We start from the raw sequence: 13,345 nt of genomic DNA, 5'->3' as shown, positions 1-13,345 counted from the left end.
CCATCAGTATGCCGACGTGGATCCCAAGGAGCGGCGCTGCTGCTGTGCGCCCTCTACGTCTCCTGATGCGGCGATCTCCGGCCGCCGTCACGATGACCCTCGTCCTGCTGGTCGCCAGTGCCGTGACCGGGACTCTCCTGGCGCCCGCGAGCGCCGAGACGACCGCATGGTGGGCAACGAGTGCCGACACGACGCTCGCCGGCCGCCCGTGGGCCGCGGTGACGTCTCTTCTGATCGCCTCCTCCCCGCTCCAATTGCTCCTCGACGTCGCCCTTCTCCTTCCCATACTGATCGTCGCCGAGCGCCGGATGGGCGCTGGTCGGACCGTGACGGCGTTCGTCGTCACCGGCGTGGTCGGGACCGTTCTCGGAACGGCCCTTCAAACAATCGGCGCCGCGTTCGGCGAGTGGTGGGCCGGCGACACGGTTGGCGACCGCACTTTCGATCCGCTGATCGGCGGGGTCGGCGCCTTAGTGACGGCGACCGCGTTCATGGGCACGCTGTGGCGACGGCGCTTGCGGGTCGTGACGTTTGCCGTCGTGCTGATGTTCGTGCTCTACGCGGGCGATTCGGCCGACGTCTATCGGCTCCTCGCCGGAGTGACTGGGCTGGTACTTGGCGAGGTGCTGTCAAGCGGAGCGGCGGGCCTGCGACCACGTCGGCCGGCGCCGAGTTCGCACCGGGAATCGCGAGCCCTGGTCGCGACCGTCGTCGCCGTGACGGCTATCGGTCCCCTGGTCGCGGTTCTTTCGGACTCCGGCTACGGCCCGTTCTCGTTCCTCGGCCGAATTTTGCAGAGCGCTTTCACCGGGACGACGGATCTCGAGGACCCGTGCAGCCGAGCGATTCGCCACTGTTCACACCACGTCCGGCTGAGTCTCGTCGCGCCGGGGCCGATCCTGCTGACCTTTGTCCCCCTGATCCTCCTCCTGGTTGCCGCCTACGGCCTGCGCTCAGGACGGCGGCTCGGTCTGCTGCTGGCGATCGGGGTGAACCTCGCCATCGCTGTCCTCGAGCTGTTCTCGCTCCAGCGAGCCGCCCGACACCCGGAGTTCCAGTACTACGCCGAATACCTGCTCTGGATGGCGACGACGGTCCTGGTGCCGCTCGCCGTGGTGGCGGTGCTCCTGCTGAGCCGACGCCACTTCCGCATCCGCGCTCCCCGGGCTGCGGCCCTGCTCTGGAGCCGCGTCGTCGCGGCCGGTTTCGTCGTCTGTTTCGTCGGCTATCTCGTCTTCTCGGCGCGTCTCCGCACGGGCTTCGAGCCTCTCCTCGGCTTCGGGCGGCTCCTGCTCGACGGGCTGCTGCGTTTCGTGCCGGTCGGCTTCCTCGGCGGCGCGGGGCTGACGGCGGTGCCCCGCGAGCCGATCGCGCGCCTTGTCTTCGAGTGGGTCGGCCCAGTGTTCTGGCTGCTCGTGGTGGCGGCGGTCGTCGCGCTGCTGCGGGCAACCGATGTGCAGCGCGTCCGAGGCGCTGAAGCCCGTTACCGCGCCCTGCTTGCACAGCACGGAGCGGGCAGCCTCGGTCACCAGGGGACCTGGGAGGGCAACGCGCACTGGATCTCGGCCGACGGCACGAGCGGAGTCGCTTACAGGGTGATCGGAGGTGTCGCAATCACCCTTTCCGATCCGGCGTGCGCTCCTGAACGGAGAGCGCAGGCGGTCGCGGAGTTCGTCGGGTTCTGCGACGAGCGTAGCTGGACCCCGGTCTTCTATAGCATCCACGACGAGCTGCTCCCGGTCTTCGACGACCTCGGCTGGTTGCGCCTCTCGGTGGGCGAGGAGACGATCATCGAGCTCTCGAATTTCCAACTCACCGGCAAGCAGTGGCAGAAGGTGCGCTATCCGCTCAACCGCGGGATCAAGCTCGGGATCGAAGCCCAATGGACGAACTGGCCCCAACTCTCGCTCGGAATGGCCAATCAGATCGTCGACCTCTCGGAGCGCTGGGTAGCCGAAAAATCGCTGCCCGAAATGGGATTCACGCTCGGCGGGATCGAGGAGGTGCGCGATCCCGATGTCGCTCTCCTGCTCGCGGTCGGCGCGGACGGTGTCCTGCAGGGCGTGACCAGCTGGCTCCCCGTCTACCGCGAGGGCAGGATCGTCGGCTGGACGCTCGATTTCATGCGCCGCTCCGACGACGCGATGCCCGGGATCATGGAATTCCTCATCGCCTCCGCCGCGCTGCGGGTGAAGGAGGAGGGGGCAGAGTTCCTCTCGCTCTCGGGAGCGCCACTCGCGACCGCGCCGGTTGAAGAGGGTCAGGAGGCGCCTGAGCCGACGGTCCTTTCACGGCTGCTCGAATTCGTCTCGCGCACGCTCGAACCTGCCTATGGATTCACGTCGCTTTTCCGCTTCAAAGCCAAATTCCACCCGCGCTATGCAGGCCTGTGGATGACCTACGCTGATGCGCTCCAGCTTCCACGGATCGGAGCGGCGCTCGGCCGCGCGTACCTGCCGGATCTCTCAGCGTCGCAGGCCCTTGCCTTCGCGCGAGTGGTCGGCGCTAAGCCCGAGGAAAAGGCGCCCGCCCCGGAGGACAAGCCCGCTGCCGTCGCCGAGCAGAAGCCCGCCGCTACAGCGACTCCCGGCCGCATCGACTGACCGCCGCACGCGCCCTTCCGCGCACCTCTCTCACGCAGCTGAGCCGCGTTTCTGCCATCGACGCCGCCCAGTCGAGCGCACGCTGCGGTGCTTCGACAGGCCAGCGGAGCGGAACAGCGCAGATCAGAGCGGGATGTTGCCGTGCTTCTTCGGAGGTAGGCTCGCCCGTTTCGTGCGCAGCGCCCGCAGCGCCTTGACGACCGAGACGCGCGTCGCCGACGGCTCGATCACGCCGTCGAGTTCGCCGCGCTCGGCGGCGAGGAACGGACTCGCCACGTTGTAGGTGTACTCGTTCGCAAGACGGGTCCGCACCGCCGCGACGTCCTCGCCGGCCTCCTCCGCTTTGCGGATTTCGTTGCGGTAGAGGATGTTGACCGCGCCCTGCCCGCCCATGACGGCGATCTCGGCGGTCGGCCAGGCCAGGTTGATGTCGGCCCCGAGCTGCTTGGAGCCCATCACGATGTAGGCGCCGCCATAAGCCTTGCGCAGGATGACGGTGACCAGCGGAACTGTCGCTTCGGCGTAGGCGTAGAGCAGCTTCGCGCCGCGTCGGATGACGCCCGTCCACTCCTGGTCGGTGCCCGGCAGGTAGCCCGGGACGTCGACCAGGGTGAGGATCGGCAGCGAGAAGGCATCGCAGAAGCGGACGAAGCGGGACGCCTTCTCTCCGGCCTCGATGTTCAAGGTGCCGGCCATAGCGCTCGGCTGGTTGGCGATGATCCCGACCGAGCGGCCCTCGACGCGGCCGAAGCCGATCACGATGTTCGGCGCGAACAGCGGCTGCACCTCGAGGAAATCGCCCTCGTCGACGATGTGCTCGATCACGGCGCGCATGTCGTACGGCTGGTTCGGGCTGTCTGGGATCACCGTGTCGAGGAAGCGGTCGGCGTCGGTGGTCTCGAGGTCGACTTCGGTCTCGAAGACGGGGACCGGCGAGAGGTTGTTGTCGGGGAGGAAGGAGAGCAGCGTCCGCGCGTAGTCGAGCGCGTCGTTCTCATCGCTCGCGAGGTAGTGCGAGACCCCCGAGATCTTGTTGTGCGTCAGCGCGCCGCCCAGCTCCTCCATGCCCACGTCCTCGCCGGTGACGGTCTTGATCACGTCGGGGCCGGTCACGAACATCTGGCTGGTTTTGTCGACCATAATCACGAAATCGGTGAGAGCGGGGGAGTAGACCGCGCCGCCCGCGGCCGGGCCGCAGATGATCGAGATCTGGGGGATCACGCCGCTAGATGCGGTGTTGCGGCGGAAGATCTCGCCGTACTTGCCGAGGGCGACCACGCCCTCCTGAATGCGCGCTCCACCGGAGTCGAGGATGCCGATGATGGGCACGCCCGTCTTGAGGGCTAAGTCCATTACCTTGATGATCTTCTCGCCTGCGACCTCGCCGAGCGAGCCGCCAAAGATCGTGAAGTCCTGCGAGTAGACGGCCACCTGGCGGCCGTGGATGGTGCCCGTTCCGGTAACGACCGCGTCGCCATAGGGACGCTTCTTCTCCATGCCGAAAGCGTGGGTGCGGTGGCGGACGAACTCGTCCAGCTCGACGAACGATCCCGGATCCAGGAGGGTGTCGATCCGTTCGCGGGCGGTCATCTTGCCCTTGGCGTGCTGTTTCTCGATCGCCGCTTCGCCGCTGGCCGTGACGGCCTCGTGATAACGGTCGCGCAGGTCCGCGATCTTCCCCGCCGTCGTGTGCAGATCGGGCGCGGGACGTTCGATGTTCGCGGTCACTCGCTCACCTTACCGGCGGTCGAGGAGGGCTCTCTTGTTGCATTAGCACAGGGACGACAGCTCCCGGCGGGAGGATCCGCACAACGCGTGTCGTCGCGTCCCGTGCGGCGCGGCACCGCTCCGAGGCGCCTCGCGGGAGCCGCCGCTAGCGTGGCCGGATGCAACTCCCGCTCTCCGCCGCCGTCTCCCCCCGCGTCCTGGTGCTCGAGCACGCGGGGTCCACGAACGACGAACTCCGCGAGCGCGCGACGGCCGAGCCTGCGGCCTGGCCGCACCTTTCGGTGGTTGCGACTGATGACCAGCGGGCTGGCCGCGGGCGGCTCGACCGCGTCTGGCTGGCCCCCTCGGGGCGGACGCTCGCGGCGTCGACTCTGGTCGACGGCTCCGGACTGGAAGGGTCTGCCCTCGGCTGGCTGCCTCTGGTGGCCGGCGCCGCGCTCGCCTCCGCCCTCGCTCCGCTCGTCACCGCAGAGGTCAGGGTGAAGTGGCCCAATGACGTCCTGATCGACGGGCGGAAGACAGCGGGGATTCTCGCCGAGCGGCTCCTCGACGGCCGCGTCGTCGTTGGCACCGGAATCAACCTGCTGTTGGAGGAGAGGGAACTCCCCGTTCCAACGGCCACGTCTCTCGCCCTTGCCGGGGCACGGGTGACCGAGCCCGATGCCGTCCTCGCCGCCTTCCTCTCCGCATTCTCGGCACTCCTGGGTCCGTTGCTGGCGTTGCACGACGCCGAGGCCTCAGGCGCAGCCGCCGCGGTCCGCGCCACCTGTTCGACGATCGGCTCGCGGGTGCGGCTCGAATTGCCCGACGGCAGCCACGCGGAGGGGATCGCGGTGGCCCTCGGAATCGACGGCGCTCTCGTGCTCGAGCAGGAGGGGGCGCGGCGCGTGTTCTCGGCGGGCGACATTACGCACCTGCGGTCCTAATGGCCCGATCCGTGCCCGACCCCGCCGACCGCGAGCTCGCCCGGCTTACGCCGCGCGCCCGCGGAGTAGTCGGCCCCGTCCTTGGCTTCCTGCTGCTGACGTGGACCGGCTTCTACTTTTTCGCGCAGTTCGAACTCGCCCTGCAGCGCTGGGTCATTGGTATCGGCACGGCGGTTCTGGTGCTCCTGCTCTGCGTGCCCGGCATCGCGCGGTGGGCGAGCATCCGCTACCGCATCACGGCGAGGGGCCTGACCGCCCGCCGCGGAGTGGTCGCTGTGCGGCGGGCCGATCTTGTCTTCGACCCGCGGATGAGCGTGTCCGTCCAGCGGACGCTCGCCCAGCGACTGGCGCGGTGCGGCGACATCGCCATCGTCCAGGGCGGGGCCGAAGTGTTTCAGCTGCGTGATCTCCCCGATCCGGATCTCGCTGCGGAGCTGCTGCGCGCTGTCATCGCGTCGGCCCCCGGCACGGAGCCGGAGTGGCCACCGCCAGCCTGAGCTGGCCCTCCGGTGGCTCGGGCGCGTCGGTAGCATGGAGCCGCACCGCGTCAGCGGGCGGAGACGGAGGAGTTTCATGCGCGTCGGCGTGATCGGAGGCGGCCAGCTCGCCCGGATGATGATCCCTGCGGCGGTGGAGCTCGGCATTGAGATCGCCGTGCTCGCCGAGAACGAGGGTGCCCCGGCGGCTCTCGCTGCAACGCGCGTCGGTGACTACCGCGATGCCGCTACGGTGCTGGCCTTCGCCGAGACGGTCGACGTGATCACCTTCGACCACGAGCACGTGCCCCAGCCGATCCTGCGAGAACTGACCGCTCGCGGTGTTGCCGTCCATCCCGGTCCGGATGCATTGCTCTACGCGCAGGACAAGTTGATGATGCGCCGACGACTGAGTGAGCTGGGTGTCCCCGTCCCCGAGTGGGCGGAGGTCTCCTCGCCCGATGAGCTAGCGGAATTCCTCGCCGAGCACGGTGGCAGCGCTGTGGTGAAGACTGCACGCGGCGGTTACGACGGGAAGGGCGTCCGCGTTGTGCGTGGGGCCCACGAGGCAGACGATTGGTTCACGGCGCTCGCCGAGGACGGCCGGGGCGGATCGCTCCTGGTCGAGGAACTCGTGGACTTTCGCCGAGAACTCGCTCAGCTCGTGGCCCGGCGCCCCTCCGGTGAGAGCACTCTCTGGCCCGTTGTGGAGTCGGTGCAGCGCGGCGGCGTCTGTTCGGAGGTGATCGCCCCTGCCCCCGCCTCTGCCGGCAGGATCGCCGCGGTCGCGGCCGGAATCGCCGAGACCCTTGCTGAAAGCCTCGATGTCACCGGAGTGCTCGCCGTCGAGCTCTTCGAGACGAGCGATGACCGGATCCTGGTGAACGAGTTGGCAATGCGCCCGCACAACAGCGGCCACTGGACGATGGACGGCTCAACCACCTCCCAGTTCGAGCAGCACCTGCGCGCGGTGCTCGACCTCCCGCTCGGCGCGACCGGCTGCCGGGACCCGTGGACCGTGATGGTGAACGTGCTGGGGGGCCCCATGGGGGAGTCGCTCACTGACCGATACCCGCGGGTGCTGGCGGAGCATCCGAGCGTCAAAGTGCACAACTACAGCAAGGAGCCGCGGCCCGGGCGGAAGGTGGGGCACGTGAACGCGACCGGTGACGAGCTCGATCTCGTCGTCTACGAGGCGCGCGCGGCGGCGGCCCTTCTCACGGACTGACCCGTACGATGGTCGCCGTGACACGCCAGCCGACCGCCCAGATTCCCGACGGACCCCTCTCATGAGCGCCGGAGCGCTGGTGAATCGTCCGACTCCGCTCGTCGGTGTCGTGATGGGCTCGGACTCTGATTGGCCTGTCATGCAGGCCGCTTCGACGGCGTTATCCGAGTTCGGAGTCGCGCACGAGGTGCGAGTCGTGTCGGCGCACCGGACTCCAGAGGCGATGATCGCATACGGGCGTGAGGCGCGCGGCCGCGGTCTTCGCGTTCTCATCGCGGGCGCCGGAGGGGCCGCTCACCTGCCTGGGATGCTCGCCGCAGTCACTCCGCTGCCGGTTGTCGGTGTGCCCGTGCCGCTGGCGACGCTCGACGGACTCGACTCGCTTCTGTCCATCGTGCAGATGCCGGCGGGCGTTCCGGTCGCCACCGTCTCGATTGGCGGCGCGCGCAACGCGGGCCTGCTCGCGGTTCGGATCTTGGCGACCGGCGACGAAGCGCTCGCGACAGCGCTCGAGGCCTTCGCTCTCGACCTCGAAGCGCAGGTTGCCCGAAAGAACGACGCCCTGGTGGCGAGCCTGTGACGGCCGTCACGCTGCCGCTGCGGCACCCGGACGTCGCCTCGCGCGCCATCATGACCCGTCGCGCGTGGTGGCTGCTCGTCACGAACTTCCTCGTCCCCGGCTCCGCACAGGTGCTTGCCGGCAACCGCCGGCTCGGACGGCTCGGCCTGTGCTTCACTCTCGGCCTCTGGATGGCCCTGGCGGTCGGCGTTCTGCTCTACTTCGTCTTCCCGACCGGGCTCTACACGCTCGCCACCTTCGACCTGTCGATGTGGGCGCTCCAGGCGGCGCTCGTCGTCTACGGCGTGGTCTGGTTCGTGCTGACGCTCGACACGCTGCGGTTGATTCGCGTCGTGCGTGTGCGGCCCCGGATGCGCGGGGTGCTCGCGTTCGCGACGATCGCGCTGATGGCAGTCTCGGTCGGCACTACCGCATACGGCACGTATCTCATCGGGGTCACCCGCGGCACGCTCTCGTCAATCTTCGGCGGCGGCGCGATCGAGCCGCCGGTCGACGGACGCTACAACGTGATGCTCCTCGGGGGCGACGCCGGTGAGGACCGCGACGGGCTGCGTCCGGACAGCATCTCGGTGGTGAGCATCGACGCCTCCAGCGGCAAGGCCTCGATCATCGGAATCTCGCGGGAGTTCGTCGACATCCCGATCCCCGCGGACAGTCCGATGCACGAGCGGTACCCCATGGGTTACAACTCGGGTCAGTGCGACGTCAGCCCTTGCAAGCTCAACTCGATCTATACCGAGATGCAGCTCAAGCATCCGGACTATTATCCCGATGCCGTCTCTCGTGGGAGCGAACCCGGGATCGAGGGCATGCGCGACGCGGTCGAGGGCATCCTCGATCTGAAGATCCAGTACTACGCCCTGGTCGATATGGAGGGCTTCGCCCAGCTCATCGACGCGCTCGGCGGGATCGACATCGACTACGTGGCCGACGAGCCGCTGCCGCTCGGCGGGCTTCCAGACGAGGACGGCGTCATGCAGGGCGTCAACCAGTGGATCGAGCCGGGGCAGTGGCACTTCAACGGCGATCAGGCTCTCGCCTACGCCCGTTCCCGGTACACGACGAGCGACTACGACCGGATGGCTCGCCAGCGCCAGGTGCAGGAGGCGTTGCTCGCTCAGTTCGAACCGGCCAACGTGCTCGCGAAATTCCAGGACGTCGCGGCGGCGGGGTCGCAGGTCATTAAGACGGACGTGCCGCAGGGCATGCTCGGCTACTTCGTGCAGCTCGGGTTCAAGACGAAGTCGCAGCCGGTCGACCCGATCGAGCTGGTTCCGCCGGCCGTGAATCCTGAGGCTCCGGACTACGACGTCGTGCACTCGCTCGTGAAGGACGGGCTCTCGGCGGACTCCTCGAAGTAGGCGCTCGGGCGGTGGAGCCGTCGAACTGCCGCTCTTGTCGCGGCGGCTCGGCTATTTTTCCGCACCTTGCTGGCGGCAATGGCACGATCTTTGGCGCGTAAAGACGGGCTATCTCCCCCTAACCTAACCTGAGCATCCATGCTGCTCGGGGAAGGGTGCGGGAAATGCTGCAATTCGACCAGGAGAGTGCACGTCGGCTCGTGCAGACCGCGGAGGTGGTTCTCTCCGCCGTCCAGACGGAGCGGCGTCTGCTCGATGTCGCTATCGGCAGCGCGCTGGGGGATTTCCGGGGGCCCTACGCGCGAGTGTTCGAGGAGAACTGCCGCTCGGATAGCGCGGACTATGGCGTGCTGATGCGCGCGCTTGGGCGTCTCGCCGACGATGTCGAGATCGCGGCGCATCAGGCGCGACGTGAACTCGAACGGTTGCAGGAGCTGGCGGCATGGCAGGTGCGTGAGGACGAGCGGGACGAGCGGCGCCGTCAGAGCGCCGCCGCAGGTGTCCCGATGGTAGAAGACGTCGTCGTCGATCGGATGCCCTCCGATGTCCCGTTTGCGACGCCGGAGGTCTCGGTCGCGTTCACTCCGGTGCCGCGCCATCGGGGGAGCCGAGGGGGTCAGTCCGGTCTGAGCTCGGCCGATCCTGAGAATCTTCGTGTCTTCGTGAGGCAGGCCAACGCTGTGGCGCCCGCCCTCGACGATGCTCTCGCTCGGCTGCGCTCCGGTTGGGTCAACTTCACGTCGTCCTGCGGCTGGGTCCTGACGGGATCCTCGACGTTCCTCAGTGGATTTGAGTACCTGGTGCAGGAGGAACGCGTCGACGCGGCATGGATCGAGCAGATCGCGAACGCGTTCGAGGCGGCGGGCGGCGGGTCGCTCTCGGTCCCTGCCCTGGATGTGGTCGCGCCGCCACTCGCCCCGATGGACGAGCGTCGACTGCTCCGGGCGCTGTCAGATCTCCCCGCTGACGAACTGACCGCGTTATTCGCGGCGTCCCCCGACCTCGCCGCTCGCATCGGGCGGATCAGTCCCGCAACAGTGTCCACCTGGTGGGCTGGCCTCGCTCCGGGCGACGCCTCAGCAGGCTTCTCCGATCGACAGAAACTCCTTCTCTCTACGCTCCCGACCTTGCTCGGCAATCTCGAGGGCCTGCCCTATGGGGCAAGGGACCGAGCGAACAGGATTGGTCTGCAACAGGACCTCGACGCTACGGCGAAGGAGATCGAGGAGATCGAGCGCATGCTAGTCGTGGCGTCTGTCGCCGCGGTCCTCACCTGCGATCCCACCGTGGTCGCGGCGCTCGAGATGAAGCTCCAGCCGCTGAAAGAGCGGCGGACGTGCCTCGAGTCGATCGACGCGACCCTTGGAGCGGCGCAAAAGGATGCTCCGAGGTTCCTGATATCACTGACCGCGGACCGGCCACCGCTGGCTGCCGTCTCAATCGGCGACCTCGACACCGCCTCGGACGTGTCGTTCACGGTCCCGGGGATGGGCACGACGACGAAGGATATGGAGACGTGGGCGACGGGGGCGCAGACCGTGCAGACGCTCCGCGGCGAGGGGAGCGCGGTCGTTGCCTGGATTGGATATAAAACGCCTCCGATGCCGTCGCCGCCGGTTTTTGATCTCAGTGTTTTGGGTATCGCGGACGCTGAGGTCGGCGGTACTGCGCTTGCTTCGGCGTTGAAGGGGCTTGATGTCGTTCGGCGTGAGAGCCCACCGCACCTAGGGGTTATCGCGCACTCCTTTGGGAGCACAGCGGCGGCAATCACGATGACGGATCCGGGCGTTCACGTTGACACATTCGTCACGCTCGGGTCTGCTGGGCTGCCGAATTGGATCACCTCTGCGAAGCAGCTGCACGCTGACAAGGTTTATGTCGGCCAGGCCACCGACCGGAAGTTGGGTGATCCTGATCCCGGCGATGAGGCTTCGTGGATCGGGCGAGAGTTCAGTCCATGGCACAGCGTGAATCCGGCCGATCCTGCTTTCGGAGCCCACGTCTTCGGTGTCGAGACGGGCGGCGATGCTGGGTTGCCGGTGACTAAGCACGATGCGGTAGTCGGTGAGGCCACGGACGACCGAGGCTATCTCGACCGGGGAACTGAGTGCTCGCGCAATGTGGATTGGGCGCTTCAGGGACTGGACGAGAAGCTCACCCCGCCTTCGCCGCCCAGGAAGAGAGTACCGCCAGCTCCAGTCCTACCGCCGTCTCCCTGGAATTCTTCTCATGGTTGAGGGGCAGGTCCGGGCACGGCTTCTCTCGGTGGTAGCTGTGGCGGTTTCGTTCGTGCTTCTCGTGTCGTGCAGCGCCGAGAGAGAGATGTCGCCGGAGGACAATCGTGTGGGAGTGGTCGAGTTCGTGCGTGATTCTGCGGCTGTGGTGCCTGCTGAGGGGTGGTCGACGCGGGAGGGTTCACCGCGGGCGGACGTGTGCGGGTTGGGTTCGGGGAGCAAGGGTGCACAGTTCGCTTACACGTACTGGGCGTTCCCGAATGCGGATCTGAATGGGGATGCGCAGCGGATCGCGGAGTATTGGCGTTCTCTGGGCATGAGCGTGCGAGTGACTGATTCGACCCCGTGGCCCACGGTTTATGGTGAGGGCGGTCCGGTGCTCCGCGCGAGCTTTGCCACCTCTTCTGCCTGGGGCGACCGTTATTCGATAGATGCGGTCTCCTGGTGCAGGCCGGGTGACTCGCGGGAGTTGAATCGTTCGTATCAGCGTCGCTTGGCGGAGGGGGAGGTGCAGCCGGGTGATGAGCCTTCGATGTCGCAGGAGGATCGGAAGTGGAAGCCGCCGTCGTCGGATGGGCCTGTACCGTCGGCTTCAGTCACACCTGGTCCGAGGACGTGACGGGCCGAGAGTCGCCGCTGGGTTGCCAGGCGTCCGACCGGAAGTGGGGCGATCCTGGTCCGGGTGATGCGGCTTCGTGGATAGGGCGGGAGTTCAGTCCGTGGCATGGTGTGAATCCGGCTGATCCTGCCTTCGGCGCCCACGTTTTCGGAGTGGAGACGGGCGGCGATGCGGGACTGCCGGTGACGAAGCACGACGCGGTGACCGGTGACTCGAAGGATGACCGGGGGTATCTCGACCCGGATACCGAATCTGCCCGCAATGTGTCGAGGGCGCTGCGCGGGGATGACGAAAGGCTAACTCCGCCTACCCCGTTCCGAGAGACACTTCCGCGTCCAGTCCCTCGGCGTGCGCCGGAGGCTCCCGCTCATGGCTGAGCCGCGACAGCGACGGCGATGGCTGTCAGTGATAGCCGTGGCCGTTGTGACGGCGCTGCTAACTTCTTGCAGCGTAGAGGCGCCAGTCTCGCCGGAGGACAACCGGCGGGGGGTGGTCGAGTTCGTGCGCAATTCGGCGGCCGTGGTGCCGGGTGAGGGGTGGTCAACGACGGGAGGTGCACCGAGAGCGGATGTCTGCGGGACGGGCTCCGGCAGAAAGGGAGCACAATTTGCTTTTACGTATTGGGCTTTGCCAGGAGTGGACATCGACGGGGATGCGCGGCGAGTCGCGGAGTATTGGCGGTCGCTCGGGATGAGTGTGCGGGTCACTGATTCAACGCCGTGGCCGGCCGTTTATGGTGAAGGCGGTCCGGTCCTGCGCGCGAGTTTTGATACCTCTTCGGCTTGGGACGGTCGCTACTCGATGGGTGCGGTGTCGCGGTGCGAGCCGGGTGACTCTCGGGAACTAAATCTCTCCTACGAGCGCCGCCGTGCATTGGGGGAGGTGCAACCCGGTGGTGAGGTGATGATGAGCGAGGAGGATCGGAAGTGGAAGCCGTCGTCGTCGGATGGGCCGGTGCCGTCGGTTTCCGCTACACCTGGTCCGAGGACGTGACGGGCCGGGAGCCGTCGCCGGGCTGCCGAGACGCGGCGTTGATAGCGGTGTATGGGCGGGGATGGCGGCGTCTGGGCGGGCAGGGAAGTCAGTCCCGGCTTAGAGGTCGGCGTGTGACGCCCGCTCCGGGGATGGGCGCGTTCGTCACGCTCGAGTCTGCTGGGTTGCCGAATTGGATTACGTCGGCGAAGCAGTTGCGTGCTGACAAGGTCTATGTCGGTCAAGCCACCGACCGGAAGTGGGGCGATTCTCTTCCCGGCGATGAGGCCTCGTGGATGGGGCGAGAGTTCAGTCCGTGGCACAGTGTGAACCCGGCTGATCCTGCTTTCGGCGCCCACGTGTTCGGCGTCGAGACGGGCGGCGATGCGGGGTTACCGGTGACGAAGCATGATGCGGTGGCCGGGGAGGCCACGGATGACCGGGGGTATCTCGACCCACGCACGGAGTCTGTCCTCAATGTGAGCAGGGCGCTTGGGGGTCTGGACGATGACCTCACTCCGCCTTCTCATCCTGCGGAATTGACGGCGCCGCAATCCGTTCCTCCGCCCCGACGCGAAGTTCCTCCTCGTGATTGAGAGGCGCACTCGGCCGTGGTTG

Annotated in this window: 9 protein-coding genes; 8 read left to right on the top strand and 1 reads right to left on the bottom strand. The window is 67.4% G+C overall.

Features of this window, described 5'->3' with window-relative positions; translation table 11 throughout:
• Positions 1 to 65 precede the first annotated feature (65 nt).
• A complete protein-coding gene (locus B0H03_RS06240; protein WP_160487271.1) occupies positions 66 to 2,603 on the top strand; it encodes a bifunctional lysylphosphatidylglycerol flippase/synthetase MprF in 2,538 nt (845 codons plus the stop codon).
• Positions 2,604 to 2,726: 123 nt separating this feature from the next.
• On the opposite strand, the gene B0H03_RS06235 is transcribed toward B0H03_RS06240, so the two are convergent.
• Positions 2,727 to 4,331, bottom strand: a complete 1,605-nt coding sequence (locus B0H03_RS06235) for an acyl-CoA carboxylase subunit beta (RefSeq protein ID WP_241560426.1) — start codon at positions 4,329 to 4,331, stop codon at positions 2,727 to 2,729.
• A gap of 158 nt (positions 4,332 to 4,489) precedes the next feature.
• Between B0H03_RS06235 and B0H03_RS06230 the strand changes: the two genes are divergently transcribed.
• The 7 genes from B0H03_RS06230 (at position 4,490) to B0H03_RS16145 (ending at position 13,323) form a co-directional block, all read left to right on the top strand.
• Complete coding sequence (locus tag B0H03_RS06230; protein WP_104264956.1) at positions 4,490 to 5,257, top strand: biotin--[acetyl-CoA-carboxylase] ligase; 768 nt, start codon at positions 4,490 to 4,492, stop codon at positions 5,255 to 5,257.
• A gap of 11 nt (positions 5,258 to 5,268) precedes the next feature.
• The gene (locus tag B0H03_RS06225; protein ID WP_160487272.1) at positions 5,269 to 5,754 is read left to right on the top strand and encodes a PH domain-containing protein; all 486 of its coding nucleotides are present in this window, start codon (positions 5,269 to 5,271) and stop codon (positions 5,752 to 5,754) included.
• Positions 5,755 to 5,830: 76 nt separating this feature from the next.
• A complete protein-coding gene (locus B0H03_RS06220) occupies positions 5,831 to 6,961 on the top strand; it encodes a 5-(carboxyamino)imidazole ribonucleotide synthase (RefSeq protein WP_181075052.1) in 1,131 nt (376 codons plus the stop codon).
• A gap of 61 nt (positions 6,962 to 7,022) precedes the next feature.
• Positions 7,023 to 7,541: a 5-(carboxyamino)imidazole ribonucleotide mutase gene (gene purE / locus B0H03_RS06215; protein WP_104264954.1), complete on the top strand. Its 519-nt coding sequence runs from the start codon at positions 7,023 to 7,025 to the stop codon at positions 7,539 to 7,541.
• Positions 7,538 to 8,902: an LCP family protein gene (locus B0H03_RS06210; RefSeq protein ID WP_241560425.1), complete on the top strand. Its 1,365-nt coding sequence runs from the start codon at positions 7,538 to 7,540 to the stop codon at positions 8,900 to 8,902. The genes purE and B0H03_RS06210 overlap by 4 nt, the downstream gene beginning before the upstream one ends.
• Before the next feature lie 164 nt (positions 8,903 to 9,066).
• The gene (locus tag B0H03_RS06205; RefSeq protein ID WP_104264953.1) at positions 9,067 to 11,139 is read left to right on the top strand and encodes an alpha/beta hydrolase; all 2,073 of its coding nucleotides are present in this window, start codon (positions 9,067 to 9,069) and stop codon (positions 11,137 to 11,139) included.
• 1,542 nt (positions 11,140 to 12,681) lie between these two features.
• Positions 12,682 to 13,323: a hypothetical protein gene (locus B0H03_RS16145; RefSeq protein WP_127843949.1), complete on the top strand. Its 642-nt coding sequence runs from the start codon at positions 12,682 to 12,684 to the stop codon at positions 13,321 to 13,323.
• Positions 13,324 to 13,345 lie beyond the last annotated feature (22 nt).

Origin of the sequence: Rathayibacter iranicus NCPPB 2253 = VKM Ac-1602, assembly GCF_003149025.1 — a bacterium.
Classification (GTDB): Bacteria; Actinomycetota; Actinomycetes; order Actinomycetales; family Microbacteriaceae; genus Rathayibacter; species Rathayibacter iranicus.
The sequence above is the reverse complement of the archived record's forward strand: the minus strand, read 5'-3'. Positions and strand labels throughout refer to the sequence as shown.

Excerpts from the sequence above, each read along its gene's own strand:
- purE (WP_104264954.1), top strand. The coding sequence starts at position 7,023 with ATGAGCGCCGGAGCGCTGGTGAATCGTCCGACTCCGCTCGTCGGTGTC.
- B0H03_RS06230 (WP_104264956.1), top strand. The coding sequence starts at position 4,490 with ATGCAACTCCCGCTCTCCGCCGCCGTCTCCCCCCGCGTCCTGGTGCTC.
- B0H03_RS06220 (WP_181075052.1), top strand. The coding sequence starts at position 5,831 with ATGCGCGTCGGCGTGATCGGAGGCGGCCAGCTCGCCCGGATGATGATC.
- B0H03_RS06240 (WP_160487271.1), top strand. The coding sequence starts at position 66 with ATGCGGCGATCTCCGGCCGCCGTCACGATGACCCTCGTCCTGCTGGTC.
- B0H03_RS06205 (WP_104264953.1), top strand. The coding sequence starts at position 9,067 with ATGCTGCAATTCGACCAGGAGAGTGCACGTCGGCTCGTGCAGACCGCG.